This is a genomic window from Colwellia ponticola (genome assembly GCF_005885605.1).
Classification (GTDB): Bacteria; Pseudomonadota; Gammaproteobacteria; order Enterobacterales; family Alteromonadaceae; genus Colwellia; species Colwellia ponticola.
Genome location: NZ_SZVP01000003.1, coordinates 206,385 through 225,152 on the forward strand (window position 1 = coordinate 206,385; position 18,768 = coordinate 225,152).

General features: G+C 38.9%; 15 protein-coding genes. 4 read left to right on the forward strand and 11 right to left on the reverse strand.

Annotated elements, in window-relative coordinates; translation table 11 throughout:
• Nucleotides 1-6 precede the first annotated feature (6 nt).
• Nucleotides 7-744, forward strand: coding sequence for a molecular chaperone TorD (gene torD, locus FCS21_RS05630; protein ID WP_246047042.1), 738 nt, complete (start codon nucleotides 7-9; stop codon nucleotides 742-744).
• A 115-nt stretch (nucleotides 745-859) separates the two neighbouring features.
• Here the strand turns inward: torD and hemH are convergent, their stop codons facing one another.
• The 11 genes from hemH to FCS21_RS05685 form a co-directional block, all read right to left on the reverse strand.
• The gene (gene hemH, locus FCS21_RS05635; protein WP_138621283.1) at nucleotides 860-1,957 is read right to left on the reverse strand and encodes a ferrochelatase; all 1,098 of its coding nucleotides are present in this window, start codon (nucleotides 1,955-1,957) and stop codon (nucleotides 860-862) included.
• A gap of 115 nt (nucleotides 1,958-2,072) precedes the next feature.
• Nucleotides 2,073-2,324, reverse strand: a complete 252-nt coding sequence (locus FCS21_RS05640; RefSeq protein WP_138621285.1) for a TIGR03643 family protein — start codon at nucleotides 2,322-2,324, stop codon at nucleotides 2,073-2,075.
• A gap of 94 nt (nucleotides 2,325-2,418) precedes the next feature.
• Entirely contained in the window at nucleotides 2,419-3,969 is a 1,551-nt protein-coding gene (locus tag FCS21_RS05645; RefSeq protein WP_138621287.1) for a cryptochrome/photolyase family protein, read from the reverse strand.
• Between the two features lie 30 nt (nucleotides 3,970-3,999).
• Nucleotides 4,000-4,152 (reverse strand): DUF2256 domain-containing protein, encoded by a 153-nt coding sequence (locus tag FCS21_RS05650; RefSeq protein ID WP_138621473.1) that lies wholly within the window; start codon nucleotides 4,150-4,152, stop codon nucleotides 4,000-4,002.
• Between the two features lie 263 nt (nucleotides 4,153-4,415).
• Nucleotides 4,416-5,990 (reverse strand): cryptochrome/deoxyribodipyrimidine photo-lyase family protein, encoded by a 1,575-nt coding sequence (locus FCS21_RS05655; RefSeq protein ID WP_246047043.1) that lies wholly within the window; start codon nucleotides 5,988-5,990, stop codon nucleotides 4,416-4,418.
• Complete coding sequence (locus FCS21_RS05660; protein WP_138621289.1) at nucleotides 5,980-7,368, reverse strand: DASH family cryptochrome; 1,389 nt, start codon at nucleotides 7,366-7,368, stop codon at nucleotides 5,980-5,982. The genes FCS21_RS05655 and FCS21_RS05660 overlap by 11 nt, the downstream gene beginning before the upstream one ends.
• Before the next feature lie 216 nt (nucleotides 7,369-7,584).
• Nucleotides 7,585-8,016, reverse strand: a complete 432-nt coding sequence (locus tag FCS21_RS05665; protein WP_138621291.1) for a group I truncated hemoglobin — start codon at nucleotides 8,014-8,016, stop codon at nucleotides 7,585-7,587.
• 65 nt (nucleotides 8,017-8,081) lie between these two features.
• Nucleotides 8,082-8,882: a DUF3034 family protein gene (locus FCS21_RS05670; protein WP_138621293.1), complete on the reverse strand. Its 801-nt coding sequence runs from the start codon at nucleotides 8,880-8,882 to the stop codon at nucleotides 8,082-8,084.
• Between the two features lie 40 nt (nucleotides 8,883-8,922).
• Nucleotides 8,923-11,286, reverse strand: a complete 2,364-nt coding sequence (locus FCS21_RS05675) for a putative bifunctional diguanylate cyclase/phosphodiesterase (protein ID WP_138621295.1) — start codon at nucleotides 11,284-11,286, stop codon at nucleotides 8,923-8,925.
• Nucleotides 11,279-11,941 (reverse strand): methylamine utilization protein, encoded by a 663-nt coding sequence (locus tag FCS21_RS05680; protein WP_138621297.1) that lies wholly within the window; start codon nucleotides 11,939-11,941, stop codon nucleotides 11,279-11,281. The genes FCS21_RS05675 and FCS21_RS05680 overlap by 8 nt, the downstream gene beginning before the upstream one ends.
• 181 nt (nucleotides 11,942-12,122) lie before the next feature.
• Nucleotides 12,123-13,061 (reverse strand): LysR family transcriptional regulator, encoded by a 939-nt coding sequence (locus tag FCS21_RS05685; protein ID WP_138621299.1) that lies wholly within the window; start codon nucleotides 13,059-13,061, stop codon nucleotides 12,123-12,125.
• Between the two features lie 173 nt (nucleotides 13,062-13,234).
• On the opposite strand from FCS21_RS05685, the gene FCS21_RS05690 reads away from it, so the two are divergent.
• The 3 genes from FCS21_RS05690 to FCS21_RS05700 all read left to right on the forward strand — a co-directional run bounded on the left by FCS21_RS05690 (nucleotide 13,235) and on the right by FCS21_RS05700 (nucleotide 18,699).
• The gene (locus FCS21_RS05690; protein WP_138621301.1) at nucleotides 13,235-14,431 is read left to right on the forward strand and encodes an efflux RND transporter periplasmic adaptor subunit; all 1,197 of its coding nucleotides are present in this window, start codon (nucleotides 13,235-13,237) and stop codon (nucleotides 14,429-14,431) included.
• Between the two features lie 6 nt (nucleotides 14,432-14,437).
• Nucleotides 14,438-17,581, forward strand: a complete 3,144-nt coding sequence (locus tag FCS21_RS05695) for an efflux RND transporter permease subunit (protein ID WP_138621303.1) — start codon at nucleotides 14,438-14,440, stop codon at nucleotides 17,579-17,581.
• A gap of 104 nt (nucleotides 17,582-17,685) precedes the next feature.
• Nucleotides 17,686-18,699, forward strand: coding sequence for a zinc-binding dehydrogenase (locus tag FCS21_RS05700; RefSeq protein WP_138621305.1), 1,014 nt, complete (start codon nucleotides 17,686-17,688; stop codon nucleotides 18,697-18,699).
• Nucleotides 18,700-18,768 lie beyond the last annotated feature (69 nt).

Sequence of the window (18,768 nt, forward strand, 5' to 3'; positions counted from 1 at the left end):
GCAAACATGAACAATACAGTGACTAAGAGTACAGAGATGAAAAATAAAGAGGTGAGTAAAATAACGAAAAAAGACTGTGCTGAGCTAGTTGCAGAAAATCAGGCAAGAGCACTGGTCTACAACCTGCTTTCGACGCTTTTTGCTAAAGAGGTCACTGAAGATTTCGTTACACAATTAACGTCAACGCAAGGCCAGCAGCTTTTACACGTCCTTGCCTTTGAACCAACACTAGCACCGAGTATTAAGGTGTTATCTGCTAAACTAGCTGAACTTAATAGCAAAGAAGCGTTATTAACACTTGCTGCCGATTTTTGTGGCTTGTTTTTAGTAGCTGGGAAAAGCAGTGTTTCACCTTATGCTGGGCAATACATTACCAATGTTGACAATACTGGCTCAAGTACTAAAGCGCCAAGTAACACTCAGGCAAATGACAATAACAAGTCAGAGCAAAAACAAACTTTTGGTGAATTACACCAACTAATGATGGCTTTTTTACAACACAGTGAGATGCAAATACATCGTGATTTTCCAGAGCCAGCCGATCACATTGCCGTGATGTTAGCCTACCTTGCTCATCTTAGCACTTCAGCAAGTACTGAAGTACAACTGAGCTTTATCAATAATTATTTAATGACCTGGCTAAGTGACTTTACTGAGCAAGTAAAATGCTATGATCCTGGCGGATTTTACCGTGCGGTAGCAGAGTTAACGTTTGAGTGGATTAAGTTAGAAGTAAGCGATTAATGACTCAGTAATTACTGGAGGTTATTGATAGAGGTTATTGATCTTTGAAGATGAGTTTATCATATAATAACAAGCCAGACTCGCGCTTAACTAAGCGCTGTTCTGGCTTTATTTTTTATTGCTCAGCACCTAATGCTTTAGCTAACTCGGCGCGGTTTTCATAGGTTTTTGCTGTACCAAGCGCATCCCCTGTTTTCCAGCCCTGCATATTTTGTTCAAGTAATTCAAACAGCATATCAAGGTGGCCCTCCTCAGCATTAAGTGATGTTATATACTCGTAACGTTCACCACCACTTTCCATAAAATACTCACGGTTTTCTTCGCCAATCTCTTCGACAGTTTCTAAACAGTCTGATGAAAATCCGGGACAAATAACCTGTACAGATTTAACGCCCTGTGCTGGCAATCCTTTTAACGTTTCATCAGTGTAAGGTTTTAACCATTCTTCACGACCAAAACGTGATTGAAATACCGTCATATACTCATCGGCTTGCAAGCCAAGTGCTTGAGCGATTAATCGAGAAGTCTTATAACATTGACAATGGTAAGGGTCACCGTTTAACAAGTAACGTTTAGGGATACCATGATAAGAAAACAATAACTTGTCGGCTCTGCCGTGATTAGCCCAGTGCGCTTTAATACTCTGTGCAATACAAGTAATATAAGGGTCGTGATCATGATATTGATTAATAAAACGTAACTCAGGTAACCAGCGACGCTGGGTAAAATCTGCGGCAATGGCATCAAAAGTCGAGCCTGTGGTAGAAGCACAATATTGCGGATACAAAGGTAATACCACGATTTTTCTCGCGCCTTTATTCAGTAAATTATCTATCGCGCTATCAACACTGGGTTGACCATAACGCATAGCAAAATCGACCACGACATCATCGCCCCACTTATCAGCAAAGCGCTTTTCTATGCCTGTAAATTGATTTTTAGTGTGTACTAATAAAGGTGAGCCCTCTTCAGTCCATACGGTAGAGTATGCATGAGCTGAGCGTTTTGGTCTAAATCTTAAAATGACGCCGTTAAGGATAAACCACCAAATTAATTTTGGTACTTCTACTACACGAGGATCAGATAAGAATTGCTTTAAATAAGGTTTTAGCGCTTTTTTTGTCGGTGCTTCTGGCGTGCCTAAATTAGTGATTAATACGCCCACTTTGTCAGCTTGTTTGTGGGTAAAACCCTGTTGAGACTGATATTTCATAGTAAAGATTTATTCCAATAATGTGTTAAAAAATAAGCACGTACTAATGCCAGCAATTAAGAAGGTGACCATAATACCAGTTTCATTGGTTAAATGTGCCTATAGCGTAGTTAAATTAACGATGCTTATATTGTGTTGGACAATAGCCTCTAGTGACATCATCACCTCGAAGTTTTACATGCTTGGTAGTGCGCCCGCTGACGCGCTCTCGCCATACCCTAAAGCTTCTGGGTTTTAAACGACTACGCATAAATTTAATCACCTCAGGCTCTTGCAGTTGAAACTGCTGTGCGATAGCTTCAAAAGGGGTTCTATCTTCCCACGCCATTTCTATTATTCTTGATTCTTCATCTGCCAACAATGCCATAAAGACTAACCCAATATTGATAAGTTAATAAAGTATTGATAGTACGTCTACTTAACCAATAAAGACCAATGCACTCGCAATTATTTATTAGCGCCTATAGCGCCTCTAAGTTATTCAATAACTGCGCAGCATGTTCCTTAATTTCTATTTTTTTTGCTTGTGCCATTTTATCCCAATTGCGTATTGGGAAGCTCATGCGATGATTTGAGGCAAACTTATCATAATTTTGATCAATAAAATGCCAATATAAACTATTTAATGGACAAGCCTTAACGCCAGTTTTTTCTTTCACATTATAATGACAGCCTTTGCAATAATCACTCATTTTATTGACATAGTTACCACTAGCAGCATAAGGTTTTGTCGCGATCCAACCGCCATCAGCAAACAGAGCCATACCTCGTGTATTAGGTAACTCAACCCATTCAATAGCATCTATATAGATACCTAAATACCAGTCATCTACTTGGCTTGGCGCTATACCAGCAAGCAGGGCAAAGTTACCCGTAATCATTAATCGCTGAATATGATGAGCATAAGCGTGTTCTAATGATTGAGAGATAGCACTTCTTAAGCATTGCATTTTTGTCTCACCTGTCCAAAAAAAAGCAGGTAAGTCTCGCTTAGCCTCTAAAAAGTTTTGCTGTGCATAATTTGGCATATTTGCCCAATACATACCTCTAACATACTCACGCCAGCCTAAAATTTGCCGAATAAAACCTTCAATTTGTGCAAGCGTTATGACTCCTGCTGAGTTTTCATAAGCCAGTAGCGCTGTTTGAATCACTTCCATCGGGCTGAGCATTTTACAATTAAGAGAAAAACTAAGTCGTGAATGATACAAACTCCAGGCATAGGGCGATGCTTGCGTCATCGCATCTTGAAAATTACCAAAATTAGCCAATTGATGATTACAGAAAAAATTAAGTAATACTAAAGATTGCTGACGATTAATAGGATAAGCAATCGTTGCGGACTCCTGCCCTATCGTTTTTATGCTATGTGCTTTTATCCGCTGTAAATACGCTGCGGCTTTGTTATCAAAAACCAATGGTTTGGGAATCTCTTTAAGATCAGATACTTTAAAAGATTGACGATTATTAGCATCAAAATTCCACGCCCCGCCCTCAGGCTTTGTCCCTTGCATTAATAGAGCAAAATGCTTGCGCATAAAGCGATAGAAGTTTTCCATTCTCACGTGGGTTGCTGGCTTAAAATGGCTAGGTAAATCATCAAACACTAATAAAAAATGTTCGGTCTCTACTTGATAAACAGGTAAATCTAAAACTGCTGACATTGCACTGAGTTGTGCTTGTAAACGATATTCATCGGGTCTTTGATAAGTAAAGCTTTCACAACCATAGCTAACGACCAATACGTTAAGCAACTCACTCAGGCTTTGATACTTTTCGGTATCGTCTAAGGTTAAATAACAAACATGATGGCCTTTACTTTCAAGGTATTGAGAAAAATCATGCATAGCGGCAAAAAAAGCGGTTATTTTTTGAATATGATGTTTAGTATAATTGGCCTCTTGGTGAAGCTCTGCAATAACATAGATAACATCATCGTCGGGTTGTTCAAACCAGCTGTGCATAGGGTTAAGTTGATCACCTAATATCAATTTAAGATGTTTTGCTTTCATGGTTTACCTTACTTTTAACTGTAATGTTTATTAAGCGTTAAGATTGGATTGGTAATTATTTTTATTTCGTCGACATCGCTCTGAGCAATACAAAACATTATCCCAACAGCTTTGCCATTTTTTACGCCAAAAGAAATCTCTTTTGCAAGTAAGGCAATTTTTATGGGGTAATACCAAATCTATTAAGTTATTTCCCACTCAGCGAGAATTAAAAGGCTTAGAGGTAAGGCATTGATTGAAGAGAATGGTTACTCCCTTGTTAAAATCAATAACGCCGCATGTAAGCCTTTTAAACTCGCCCTTGGGAGCTTATTAGCAAACTGATAACAGCACAAAATTGATGAAATATAGACTCACTATACTTAACAAATTTTGCTTGTTCTAAGCTCGCTAATACAGCTCTGAGTTGGGAATAAATTTAATAGAATTGGTATGATGTTAATTTTTTATGCATCGGTTTTATTCTTTAACTGTTTAGGCTTGCTAGATCTGGCTACTTTTTTAGCTCTTCTAACATGTTTAGCGACAATACGCTGACCTTCTTTTTTGCTATCTACACGCTTTTGAAAACCCCACAATAAATCGCGGGCTATTTTACCTGTTTCGTTAATATCTACCATGGGAAATGGGTAGGCTTTACCGAGTTGGCATTGGTAAAGCTGTTGTTCCATTGCTGTCATTTGCCACGGCGTATGGATAATTTCATTAGGCAGCTCAACAAGCTCTGGCAGCCACTGCCTAATAAAAAGCCCGTCTTTATCTTTTTCTTGTGATTGCTTAACAGGATTATAAACACGAATAATAGTAGTGCCGGTCACGCCTGCTTGCATTTGACATTGCGGATAGTGAATACCGGGTTCAAAGTCGAGGAATAGTTTAGCTAAATGTGTCACACCTAGGCGCCAATCAACTAATAAATGATGACAAAGAAAGCTAACTAGCATAGCGCGCATACGAAAGTTAATATAACCGGTTTGCATTAAGCAGCGCATACAAGCATCCACTAACGGGTAACCCGTTTGTGCTGCTTGCCATCGCGTTAACCGCACCTCAACACTGAGCCCACAATGACGGTCAGGATAGTTTAATTCCCGGTAAGCTTTATTAACGGGTCGCCACTGCATTTGATGCTCGCTTTCAAATTTTTGCATGAAGTGACAATGCCAATGCAGTCGAGCAGCGAGTGCGTCGATAGATCGCTGCCAACCAGGTTGAGACCTTTTGGTTAAAATACACTGATAAAATTGTCGTAAGCTGATGTTGCCCCAAGCTAAATAAGGTGAAAGACGAGAGCAACTTTTACGACTGGCTAGCGGTTTAGAGATATCAAAATGATACTGTTGACCTCGAGCCTTTAAAAAAGATTGCAAGGTTCTGTTAGCCCAAAGTTCACCTCCTTTTAACATCTGTGAATTGGATGTTGACCAGCCCATAGGAAACAAAAATTGCGGTAATTTATCTATAGCGCAATGATTGAGTAATGTGGTTAATGATAAGTCAGGCTGACTTAACGGCGCTCTGATCACTTTATGCCAGTGCTTATCCCAGTCTATTCTATTTTTTTTACCACGGATCACCGCTCCTGTAGCACTTTCCTGCCAAGTTATCTTTTGAGTTTTACACCAACGTTTAACCGCTTTATCACGTTCAAACGTTGACAGCAGGCCAACCTCTTCGTGACTAAATAAACGTCTTATTGGCAAACTATGGTTAATGGCATTCAGTCCGTCAATCGCATCACCCAAATACACATAAACACGCGTATTAAAAGGCGCTAACTGGGTATTAATATCTTCGATAGATTGATAAATAAAACGCCAATGACGTTCATCATAATGCGGATCGTCTATTAATAACGGTTCAAACACATAATACAACAGTGTCAGCCCTGCTTGAGTGGACTCCATGAGTGGCTGATGATCGCTAAGGCGCAGATCTCGCTTTAGCCAAACAACATTTATCCCGTTACTCACCTTAGCACCGGTGGTTAAATTATTGCTCATTTCTGCGTTAGCTGTCATTGTCACCTGCTAAACTGTCATGTGTTAAGCTATTATTGCTTACTGGCCAATCTGAGGCGTCCACAGAATCTAAGGTTTGATATGACTGGTTAGTATTATTATCTTGAGCAGACCATTTAGCCGTATAAGCACCATCGGGATCATAAAGCGCGCTTTGCTTGTCAATATTAAAATGTCTACCGCCTCTCGGGTCAACACCAACGCCCGCTATATATTGCCAATTTCCCCAATTAACCGCCGCGTCATAATCAATTAAGCGTTCTTCAAACCAAGCTGCACCATAGCGCCAATCAACGCTAAGTTCATTAACCAAACAACTGGCGACAATTTGCCGTCCTCTATTGCTTAAATAGCCGGTTTGCCTTAACTCATTCATACAAGCATTAACAAGTGGATAAGGCGTTCTGCCTAAACACCATTTATTAAATCGCTCTGGATAAAAAGATGTTAATGGTGAGTGCTGCGCAAGTCCTTTAAATTGGTACATTTTACTGCCCACTTTATAGTGCAGCCACTGAAAATACTCACGCCATAATATTTCTAAATATAAACATTCGGTTGATTTGTTTTTACCATGAGTGTTCTCAAAGTCAGTAATAGCCGTTATTACTTGTCGCGCTGAAATACAGCCATAGCCTAACCAAGGCGATAATTTACTACTATTGTCCCAACCGTCTAAATTATTCCTAACTTCCTGATAATTTAAAGGTAAATCGGAAGAAAAGTAATGTTCAAGGTGTGTTAATGCACTTTTTTCACCGCCAACAAAATTAAAACCCAATGTCGTTTCTTGATAAGGCGTATCAGGTAACCATTGCGGCCTAAAAATAGTCGGTGAAGGCATATTTTTAAAGGGACTAGGCAATGCGATGGTAGGAGGTATAACGGGTGAAATCACCGTATCAACTATGGCTTTTTTAAATTTTGAATAACTAGTTGGCAGTTGCTCAAGTTCAAAGGGTAATAAGTCTTGCTTAAATAGAGTGAATTGTTCTACTTTATTGACAGTTACTTGTGGGAAACGATTACTTAGCTGAGTAATAAGGCTATTTTCATAAGTTCCTGGTAATCGCGTAGTAATGACATCGGTAATATCATATTGCTGACAAAGGTTAGTCAAACTAGATAAGGTATCACCGTAAACAATGTAAAGTTGCTGACCTAGCGCTAATAATCGTTGATTAAAGTCAGTTAAGCAATCTTGTAAAAAATGCCAACGTTTATTACCTAGGGGTTTTGCTTGGTAGTTGCCTGCTTGAAACCAGTTTTTATCAACAACATAAACACATAACAGTTTATCGCTTTGACTGGCTAAAGTAAGCGCTGTATTGTCATTGACTCTAAGATCGTTAGTTAGCCAATATAAAGAACGTTTCATCACTATTATTCATACCATCAAAATAGTGTCATACGAATAATGTTACGATTTTGATCAACGCTATAGAATAATACTTTAGGTATTATACCAAGTCTATTAAGTTATTTTCCACTCAGCGAGAATTAAAAGGCTTAAAGGCAAGGCATTGATTGGTAATGAGGATATTAGCTCAGCGTTTTAGTCGATGTTCAGGCTACCTTGGCTAGCAGTAGCGCCTTATATTTTGATGATTTTCGCTCTTAAAGGTGCTAATTTGGCAAGTATTTTGTTTTGTGACTGATAAGAAATACCGACATCTTCCATTGCGAGTATAAGCAGTTCAACAACATGATTAAAGTCTCCTTCATTGATATTCATGCCGGTATGAATATCAATCATAGTATCACCAGTATACTTACATGGGCCATTAACCGTCGCACACAAATGATTAATAAAGCCTTGCTTAAAATGTTTGACGCTCGATTTTGCAAAATATGGCAATATTACTTGGTCTTGAGCAATCCTTTTAACAAAGGCGTTAACTAAGCGTTCAATACCTGCTTGACCACCAATAGTATAATAAAGCTGCTCACCTTCCTTAGTGCTATGTTTAGCGACATTTTCAGTGACACTACTGCTACAACCAATTGATAACAATAGAGTTAACATGATAAAAAAGCCATTGAAAAAATTAAACCCGCACTTAGGTAACGATTTACATACTAACTTAGCCATTAATAAGATCCCGATAAAGATAAATACCAACCCTTTTGCTTAGGGATTGTGGCTATGGCGCCTAAGTCAAGATAAGCAAACGTAACATTAAAGTGTTTATTAACAAACCAGGCAACAAAAACATCTTGCCAATCGCTTTCATTAAGACCCAAATTATCAGGTTTAGTCCTATATTCACTACCTATCGCTAAATGTTTATTTAATAATACTGCTACCGACACTTCAGTTTGTAATGTGCCATTACCATTAGGCCCGCCAAAGCCAAGTAAGCCCATTTCATTGGCTTTAGTGTAACGCGCAGTAACATTCCACAAAACGTTATAGCCCGCTAACAAACCTAGATGTAGCTTACTTGCTGCTAAATAAATATCGGTGCCACTGTCATGTTGTGCACCTAATGTAAAAGCCACTGCTGGAGTGTCTAACAATTTATGCTGAATACCTAACGATAATTGCGGCCAAGTACTGTAAATAAAATCACCGTATAACCTGACTTTAAGACCAATAATTTGTTGAGATAAGGTTAACGATAAAGGCTCTACATCAAAGTTTTGTTTAGCGAACGATAACTCTAAGCGGTCATAAAAATTAATTTGACCACCACAACTGTTTAATTGAAAATTTTTCACGATCGCCTGCGAACAAAAGACAGAAAAGGCGACTTCATCTTCTGTGGCATAACCAGCCAGCTGAGCCCAGGGTACTAAACCACCGCCACCTGAGCCTTCGACTTGAGCAACACCTGGAGTGGCTAATATTTTTCCATTAGCGAAGCTAACCCTAGGTAGTAATAACAACATTAGTGTTATTACTAATAAAGATAAATGAGGCAACATAAGATTACAGCGGAGATTCATAAGTTTTATACCATTGTATAAATTTGTCAGCAGTGACGGGTCTCGATAAGTAATAACCTTGGGCGTAGTCGCATTTAAAGTCATTTAACAGCGCCAAGCTTGCTTTATTTTCAACGCCTTCTGCAACAACGCTCATACCAAGTTTATGACCTAGTGAAATAGTCGAGGCGACAATATCTTGATCTGCTTGGCTTTGATCTAACGTTAAAATAAAGGTTTTATCTATTTTCAATTCATCAACCGGCAAGGTTTTCAATTTAGCCAGTGACGATTGGCCTATGCCATAATCATCAACTGAAATAGCAAAACCAAGGGCTTTTAAATGCGATAAACGTGCTACCACTAAAGCTTCATTGTCAGCTATATCTCTTTCTGTTAACTCAAGCGTTATTTGTGTTGTTGCTACGTTATGACTCTTAACAATAGCAAGCAAGTAATCTATAAATTCATCATGTTGGATATCTTGGGCGGATAAGTTAATTGACACCTTAAATTGATAGCCCATTTTATTCCATTGTTCGACTTGTTGAATAACCTGTAAAATTACCCAACGCGTTAGCGTAACAATTAAACCTGCCTTTTCTGCTAAATCAACAAACAGCTCAGGGTTTACAAATTGCCCTTCTTTATTAATCCAGCGAATTAAGGCTTCAAGTTTGTCTACTTTAGCCGTGTTCAAATTTAATTTTGGTTGATAATTCATAAAAAGTGGACTGTGTTCACTTTCCAGTGCCTCTTTTAATTCTTCTATTAAATGCAGTTTATAAAGATAGGCTTCATCTTCTCCCTCTTGATAAAGCCTAAGCGGAACTTGTTCTTGATAAGCACAAGAAACGGCAATACTTGAACGTCGAAGCAACTTTTCAGCATCTTTCCCGTGTTCAATTGAGTTCGCAATACCAAAATAAAGTGATACATTAATTTTAATATCGTCGAGCCAAAATGGCCGGTTAAGTTCACTTTGTAATAAACCAATAAAATGATGTATTGCCTCTGTTGTATCAATAGGAATAGCAATTAAAAACTCATCTGAATTAGTGCGCGCCGCAAGGGTTTCAGGGAGTGCAGCATGCTGTGACTTTTCAATATAAGTCATAATACGCGCGGCTATTTCTTGTAAAATTATATCGCCATTATTGAGCCCTATGGTGTCATTAAGTTGCTTAAAACCTTTAATATTAAAGGTGATGAGTGCTAAATCGACATCTTCAGTAACATAATAGGTCATTTTGTTTACTATTTTATGACGGTTATATAGGCCCGTTAGTATATCGCGTTCAGCTTGGTAAGTTATCGCTTGCTCTCTATTTTCAATTGCTGCTCCCATGAGTGAAAACCCTTGATAAAGTTCATTAAACTCCGCAGGTAAACGGTTAGCTAATGTAGGAACCTCTAACTCACCTCGACTAATTCTCTTCGTTAATTCCATCAGTATAGTTAATGGTGTGGCTAAACCTTGAGATAAGAGTCGTGAAAAAATAATAGCAATGACAATGACAATAAGAGCGATAGTTAACATGGATAAAATTAAGCGATTAAAATCACTTTGTATTGGCGCTAAAGAAGCCGATAAAGTGACTTGAACATCCTTAGATGTACCGAAATTAATGGTTTTATGAAAATAGTCCGCACGCGTTAATAGTAAATTCAAAGGCTGTTGCTTAATGTCTTGTAATATATGTGCTTTAATTGTCTCACTCGCAAGGCTCGAGCCGACAAGTTGATTGTTTTGCACTAAGGTCACTTCTAAAGCAATAAGGTCTCTAAGTTGTAACAAGGCAGTATGGTCAAATTCAAAACCAATCACAGTATAAGCAATAGTTCTCGGTGCTTTAACTGGCACAACAATGACTTGGAATACTTTTTTATTGATACTGAGTATTTGCGCATGTACGTCTTTGAAAGGCAATTTGTTAATATTTTGCTCAATAGTCTTATCATCAAATGAGTGCAATAAACTAGTCGTTGATAATTTACCATCTAAATCAAGTAGTAGCATCAAATCAGCATTAATACGCTTGCCGTGGTTTAATAGTACACTCTCTACCGTTTTCTTGTCTTGGGTAGCAACGGCTTGTTTAAAACCAAAATCTGCGGCTAAAACACTAGCCGTGGTTATCAATACTTGTTCTTGCGATTTTAATGTTTGATTAAGTACATTTTGGGCAAAATATAATTGCCGCTCAATTTGGCTTTCTGCATAATCAGCAAACCTAAACCAATGACTTGCCGTTAAAAATATAACCGTGAGTATAATTAAACTGGTTGACAACCAGGTAATTTGCGTTTTGAAGCTAAATCGAGTGTTCATTTTACTGTTAGCTTTATCGTTAACATAACTACTCATTAAAGGTTAACTCGTTAAAACTACCTGTAGGCTCAGGTGTATTTACCGGTAATACCAGCTTAATTTCATTGTTGTCAATCAAGGATTGCTCAACAGTAAATGTAGTATGTTCAGATAAACCTACTTTACTGTTTGGATGCCATACTTGTAGTGTGCTATTTACCGGTAAAGTGTGCGCTAACATAACCTCACCTTTTTCATTACTCATGTAGATATTTTTGTGAGTAGATACATAAATATAGCCGAGCATAGAATCATGTATGTTACAGCCCATAACAACAACACCTTCTTGATCAAAGCGAATAGGACTTTTAGGTTTGCCTGCATAGAGCTTTAATTCGAATGTTTTAGCCGATGAAAAAGAATAGACATGATGTCTAATATCATCACTATTTGGAAAGCTAACCAGACTATTAACAGGTACAACAAGAACATGAGGATCAAATTCTTTATTTATTTGATCCATAATATAAACCCGATCGTCAGTTACTTTATTTACCTCTGACTTAATTGAACCATACTCAATAACAACATTCGCTAAAGGGGAATTATTTTGATCGACAACGGTTATCAATGTTTGACTAAAAACAGGTTTACCCATAACGAAAGAGCAGAAAAAAATCCCTACAAACAACCGAGCTATAAACGTTTTCATAAGAACCTTAAATTAGTTGTAAATTATTAATTGCTGATTACCGATTGTTGATTACTGATTGTTAATCATTTTAAATAACGCAGTAGTTGCTTGTTTTAACCAGTAGAAATGATCAGATAATTAGTGAGATTAGTACTATAGCCTAACACGCCAACCACGAAAATAAGTACCAATATAAATGCTAATATAACTGACCAAAATTTGGGATAGAGCGCTCCCAAATAGGTATGTCTTTACCTAAATAGTCAAGTACCGCATCAAAAAAAAGTCGGGTTCTCACCGGCAAATCTCTATGCGGGTACACGGCATAAATAGCACCATATTCCATTAACTTAATATCTGTTAATAAAGGCACTAACAGCCCATCTTCTACTTCTTTATCAAGTACAAAAGCGGGTGCGACAAAAAAAGCCGTGCTCGATAATGTTTTCATGAGCAGCACTTCGGCATTATTAGAGCGATAAATACTATTAAGCTTTTGCTCTCTAGCTTCACCTTTTTCATCATAATAGCGTATACCTTCGGCTTTAACTGACGTACTTGCATAACTCGCTGCCGGTAATTTAATCAAATCTTTAATCGTTTTTGGTTGACCGTAATTATCAATAAACGCAGGTGTTGCTAAGACCAACAAACGATTACGTGCTATTTTACGGGCAATTAACGACGAATCTTTAGGCTCGCCAATACGAAATGCCAAATCAAATCCCTCAGAAACAATATCGATAACTCTGTCATCTAAGCGCAGCTCCACTTCAACCTGTGGAAATCGCTTTTGAAAATCATTAATCACAGGCTGTAAGTAACGAGTGCCAAATAAAGTAGACGAGGTTATTTTAAGCACGCCTTGTGGCTCTAAATGATAGTTTTCAGCAATACGAACCGTTTCGCCTAGTAACTCTCGTAGCTCAGCCGCTTTTTTCACCATTTCTGCGCCGGCAGCCGTTAACGAAAATGAACGCGTAGTACGGTTAAGTAACCTCACGCCAAGATTCTCTTCTAATCGACTCAGTTGTTTAGAAATTACCGATCTGTCTATATTACGCACCGCAGCTGCTTTGATAAAAGAGCCTTGCTCTACTACTTCAAGCAACATTAATAAGCGACTGGTGGTGTCCATATTTTCTCACTGTTCATACTCTAGAGAAGAGTAACGTTAAAAGGTAAAAATAAAGGTAAATAGTATAAATACTTTGATTGATGCTATTTTGGCACTAATAAATTGATAAAACCATGCTTTTTATCAACAGACTTATTCCGTAGAATTGCCGGCAAATTGGAAGAGGTCTAATCATGTATAAATATATAATCCCTGTCGCTATTGCTATTAGCACGTTAACTTTAACAGCTTGTTCTCCAGAGCCTAGTCAAGTAGCACAACAACCACAGCTGCAATCAATAGATGTGGCTGAAGTGATGGTAAAACCAGTACAAAGTTGGCATACCTATACCTCGCGTTTAGAAGCGCCAGAACAAGTAGCATTAAAACCACGAGTATCGGGCGTAATAGATCATATTGCTTTTAATGAAGGCCAACAAATAAAACAGGGTGACTTATTATTTACGCTAGATAATCGCCCATTTTCAGCTATTGTCGCCAGCCTTGACGCACAAATTAATAGCGCTAAAGCCGCCTTAACACAAGCTAGAAGTGAAGAGCAACGCGCTATTCGGTTAACAGAACAAAAAGCGATATCTACCGAGCAAGCGGAATCACGCACATCGACATTACGTCAACGTGAAGCACAACTTGCCGCGTTACAAGCGCAGTTAAAAGCAGCGCAACTTGATTTAGAATTTACTGAAATTCGCTCGCCTATTGATGGCCTTATTTCACGCGCTAATATCACTAAAGGCAATAATGTGTTAGCCGGACAAAGTGTTTTAACCACTATTGTTTCTAATAAAGCCATGTATGCTTACTTTGATATCGATGAGCGGACATGGAATAACGTTTTCGCCAACGTTACTGCTGCTGACAAACAACACGTAGTGATGCAAAAAATAGGGCAAGAAGACTTTCCTTATCAAGGCTATATCGATTTTATTGATAACCAAATTAATGCAGCCACCGGCACACTTCGTGTAAGAGCGGTTTTTAATGAAGATCAAAATCAATTACGCGCAGGCTCTTTTGCCCGCATAAAAATGGCTGCAACAACCATTACTGACCGTATTGTCATACCCGCTCGCGCTATTGGTACCGATTTAAAAAATCGTTTTGTTTTAGTGGTAGGCGACAATAATATTTTGCAATACAAACAGGTTGAAGTAGGTGAGCGTTACGGTAACTTTAGAGCTATTACTTCAGGATTAACTGCAACAGATATTATCGCGGTAAATGGCCCTGCTCGTGTTGGTCCTGGCATGCCTATTGCGCCAAATCACATAACCCTTGATAGTAGCGGTGTTGCCTTTACTTTATCTTCTGTAGCAGATAGCAATTTATCGGCAGAGATCATGTCAAAGCCAACATCAAAAGAGTCATAGTTTACGATGAATTTTTCTCACTTTTTTATCCAACGTCCTATTTTTGCCGCCGTATTATCAGTGGTTATTTTACTCGCTGGCGGATTGTCACTTTTTCAATTACCCGTTAGTGAATACCCAGGTGTAGTACCACCAACCGTTGTGGTAACGGCTAATTATCCTGGTGCTAACCCGTCGGTTATTGCTCAAACGGTGGCAACACCACTTGAACAAGAAATAAATGGCACTGAAAACATGTTATATATGTCTTCTCAAGCCACCGGTGATGGTCGTATGACCTTAACCGTAACCTTTGCCTTAGGCACCGATCTTGATCGCGCCCAAGTACAAGTACAAAATAGTGTTAACAGTGCTTTATCTCGCTTACCCGAAGAGGTACAACGCCTTGGCGTGGTAGCAGAAAAATCATCGCCAAACTTGGCTATGGTGGTGCATCTGTATTCACCTGAAAAAACGCATGATACGGCTTATTTAGCTAACTATGCCGATTTGTATGTTAAAGACCAACTATCGCGATTATCAGGTGTTGGCGACGTTAAATTATTTGGTGGTGGTCAATACTCAATGCGCGTTTGGCTTAATCCAGACGCTTTAGCAGCGCGTAAATTAAGCGCTACCGATGTTATTAAAGCGTTACGTGAGCAAAATCAGCAAGTTGCTGCAGGTAGTTTAGGCTCACAACCATCAACCCTCGATAATCAATTTCAAGTATTACTTAATGTTAAAGGTCGACTTGATAACGTTGAAGAATTTGAACAAATTATTATAAAGGTGGGCGAAGAAGGACAACTTACTCGCTTAAAAGATATTGCTCGGGTCGATTTAGGCTTAGACAATTATACCTTACGTTCTATGTTAGATGGTCAACCAGCGCTTGCTATTCCTATTTTTCAACGCCCTGGCTCTAATGCTATTGACTTGTCTGATGAAGTACGCGCTACCATGGCACTACTATCACAAGATTTCCCAGCCGGTGTTGAATATGACATTGTTTACGACCCAACTATTTTTGTGCGCGACTCTATTGACGCGGTAATTACTACCTTAATAGAAGCTATTGTTTTAGTGGTTATTGTCGTAGTACTTTTTTTACAAACGTGGCGTGCTTCTATTATTCCATTAATTGCCGTGCCTGTGTCTCTCATTGGTACTTTTGCAGTAATGCAGCTGCTTGGCGTCTCTATTAATACTTTATCTTTATTTGGTTTAGTACTTGCCATCGGTATTGTTGTTGATGACGCCATTGTAGTCGTTGAAAACGTTGAGCGTAATATTGAAAACGGATTAACACCGCTAGAAGCAACCAAAGTGGCTATGACCGAAGTAACTGGTCCTATTATTGCCATTGCCTTAGTACTGAGTGCAGTATTTATTCCTACCGCCTTTATTAGTGGTGTTTCAGGCCAATTTTATAAACAATTTGCCTTAACCATTACTATTTCAACCATTATTTCTGCCTTTAACTCGTTAACATTATCGCCCGCATTAGCGGCAATATTGTTAAAGTCTCATGACAGTAAACCCGATAGATTAACACGACTACTCGATAAGCTTTTGGGTGCATGGCTCTTTAGACCCTTTAACCGAATTTTTGATCGCGGTAGTAACGCTTATCAAAAATTAGTTAAAAAATTAATGCGTTTAAGTGTTATTGCTGCGGTTGGTTATGTGGTGTTATTAGGGGGTACTGTACAGTTATTTAACGCCGTCCCCGGTGGTTTTATTCCACCACAAGACAAACAATATCTTATTGCTATTGCTCAGTTACCTGATGCAGCCAGTCTTGATCGCACCCATTCAGTCGTAACAGAAATGGAAAAAATTGCGCTCAATGTACCAGGCGTTGCTCATACCGTGTCATTTCCTGGATTATCTGTGAATGGTTTTATCAACAGTCCTAATAGTGCCGTTGTCTTTTTACCATTAGATTCATTTGCCATGCGCTCTGACGCTAGCCAATCAGCGATGGCGATAGCCGCACAACTAAACCAGCAATTTACCGCTATTGATGAAGCTTTTGTTGCGGTATTTCCACCACCACCAATACAAGGTTTAGGTACAACAGGTGGCTTTAAATTACAAATTGAAGACCGTGGTAATAAAGGTTTTGAAGCCTTATTTAATAGCTTACAAGCCGTTATCGGTAAGGCAAGACAAGACCCAGCATTAATGGGACTTTATTCTAGTTTCAGAATTCAAGTACCACAAATGGATATTGATATTGACCGTGAACAAGCGTTGATTCAAGGCATACCCCTTGATGAAGTTTTTGGCGCCTTACAAGTTTACTTGGGGTCAGTGTATGTTAATGACTTCAATATGTTTGGCCGTACTTATCAAGTTAAAGCGCAAGCAGAAGCAAAGTACCGTCAAGATCCTGAGCAAATATTGCACTTAAAAGTGCGTAATAACCAAGGTAACATGGTGCCGTTAGGCTCTGTGCTGACTGTAACGGCGACAACTGGACCAGATCGCGTTATGCACTATAACGGCTATCCAAGTGCCGAGCTAAACGGTAGCCCTGCCCCTGGTTTTAGTTCAGACCAAGCACAGGCAGCCATAGAAAAGATTTTAGCCGAGACGTTACCTAAAGATATTGCTTTTGAATGGACTGAAGTGACTTATCAGCAGCTATTAGCTGGCAATACTATGGTGTATGTATTTCCGTTAGTCGTTTTACTCGTATTTATGGTGTTAGCGGCACAATATGAAAGTTTACGCTTACCTTTAGCGATTATTTTAATTGTACCAATGACCATTTTCTCAGCCTTATTAGGCGTGTGGTTAGTCGGTTCAGACAACAATATTTTCACCCAAATAGCGTTAATTGTATTGGTTGCTTTAGCCTCAAAAAATGCTATTTTAATGGTCGAATTTGCTAAAGATAAACATCAGCATGGTTTATCACATTTTGACGCCATTATTGAATCGTGTAAATTACGTTTACGTCCTATTTTGATGACTTCTATTGCCTTTACTGCAGGCGTTATCCCCTTAGTATTAGCGACGGGCGCTGGTTCAGAAATGCGTCACGCCATGGGGAATGCTGTGTTCTCCGGTATGATAGGTGTGACTGTGTTTGGTTTGTTATTTACGCCAGTATTTTATATTTTACTGACAGCACCAAAACAAAGAAAAGGTGAGCAGTAACCATTACTTGTAAGATATATTCGTAACTATTACCCGTAATGATGACGCGTAATAGTTACGAGTAACAGCTTCCTAAAATTGCAATAAAGATAAAGGTTATTGATATGCCACAAACAATTAACTTACCTAAATCAATGCGAGCCATTGAGCTAGCAAAACCAAACGAAGCTATTCGCTTGGCCGATGTGACCATACCAATACCTGAATGTAATGAGCACGAATTGCTAGTAAAAGTTGAATATGTGGGCTTAAACTCTCTGGATGCTTATTTTGCCAAGACAGGTTTTAGCCAGTGGCAATACCCTCATATACTGGGTTTAGATGCCGTTGGTACGGTCGTTCAAGCTAAACAAGGCTTATTTCCTACCGTTGGTGAACGTGTTATGTGGCATGCTAACATTAGCCAACAAGGGGTACTTAGCGAGTATGCTAAAGTCCCTAACTTTGCGGTATCTGTTGTACCTAAAAGTATTGCTGCCAGTGACGCCGCAACCTTACCTTGTGCGGGTATGACCGCGCTTATTGCTTTAGATAAATTACAAATAACTCAAGGCGATACTATTTTAATTGAAGCGGGTGCAGGCGCTGTTGGCCAATTTGCTATTCAATTTGCCAAACAGCGCGGTGCCGATGTTTTTACTACTGCGGCTAAGCATAATCATAAGTTAGTAAAAAAACTTGGCGCCGATGCCATTTTTGATTATCACGATAACAACCTTTGTGACAACATTCGCCAAGTATTGGGGCCACAAGGGTTTGATGCTGTGCTTGACTCCGTGGGCGGAGATTCAACCAAACGAAATATTGAATTGATGCGCTTTTGTGGTCGTATAGCCTGTTTAAAACCATTACCGCGTTTTGATAATGAACTTATGTTTAAAAAGGCGCCTAATATAGGGATTGTTTCACTCGCCGGTGCTTGGTTAACCAATAGTTTATGTGCTCAACAAAAAATGAGCTTTATGAGTAATCAACTACTTGATGGTTTGGCAGCAGGCACTCTTTATACGCCTAAGGTTACGCTAATTGACTTTAGCGCGCAGCATGTCTCTGAGGCGCTACAAAAACAGATTAGCGATGGTTTCACCGGAAAACAGGTAGTGAATATATTGTCATAGAGTATATTCCAGACGTTCTATTAGTGCAGTAAAGAGCGACTCTACAGCTCAACAGATAAAAATCAAAAT

What these genes read in the sequence shown, in the direction of transcription:
- torD (WP_246047042.1), top strand. Translation starts at nt 7, where the DNA reads ATGAACAATACAGTGACTAAGAGTACAGAGATGAAAAATAAAGAGGTG.
- hemH (WP_138621283.1), bottom strand. Translation starts at nt 1,957, where the DNA reads ATGAAATATCAGTCTCAACAGGGTTTTACCCACAAACAAGCTGACAAA.
- FCS21_RS05640 (WP_138621285.1), bottom strand. Translation starts at nt 2,324, where the DNA reads ATGGCATTGTTGGCAGATGAAGAATCAAGAATAATAGAAATGGCGTGG.
- FCS21_RS05645 (WP_138621287.1), bottom strand. Translation starts at nt 3,969, where the DNA reads ATGAAAGCAAAACATCTTAAATTGATATTAGGTGATCAACTTAACCCT.
- FCS21_RS05655 (WP_246047043.1), bottom strand. Translation starts at nt 5,990, where the DNA reads ATGACAGCTAACGCAGAAATGAGCAATAATTTAACCACCGGTGCTAAG.
- FCS21_RS05660 (WP_138621289.1), bottom strand. Translation starts at nt 7,368, where the DNA reads ATGAAACGTTCTTTATATTGGCTAACTAACGATCTTAGAGTCAATGAC.
- FCS21_RS05665 (WP_138621291.1), bottom strand. Translation starts at nt 8,016, where the DNA reads ATGTTAACTCTATTGTTATCAATTGGTTGTAGCAGTAGTGTCACTGAA.
- FCS21_RS05670 (WP_138621293.1), bottom strand. Translation starts at nt 8,882, where the DNA reads ATGTTGTTATTACTACCTAGGGTTAGCTTCGCTAATGGAAAAATATTA.
- FCS21_RS05675 (WP_138621295.1), bottom strand. Translation starts at nt 11,286, where the DNA reads ATGAGTAGTTATGTTAACGATAAAGCTAACAGTAAAATGAACACTCGA.
- FCS21_RS05680 (WP_138621297.1), bottom strand. Translation starts at nt 11,941, where the DNA reads ATGAAAACGTTTATAGCTCGGTTGTTTGTAGGGATTTTTTTCTGCTCT.
- FCS21_RS05685 (WP_138621299.1), bottom strand. Translation starts at nt 13,061, where the DNA reads ATGGACACCACCAGTCGCTTATTAATGTTGCTTGAAGTAGTAGAGCAA.
- FCS21_RS05690 (WP_138621301.1), top strand. Translation starts at nt 13,235, where the DNA reads ATGTATAAATATATAATCCCTGTCGCTATTGCTATTAGCACGTTAACT.
- FCS21_RS05695 (WP_138621303.1), top strand. Translation starts at nt 14,438, where the DNA reads ATGAATTTTTCTCACTTTTTTATCCAACGTCCTATTTTTGCCGCCGTA.
- FCS21_RS05700 (WP_138621305.1), top strand. Translation starts at nt 17,686, where the DNA reads ATGCCACAAACAATTAACTTACCTAAATCAATGCGAGCCATTGAGCTA.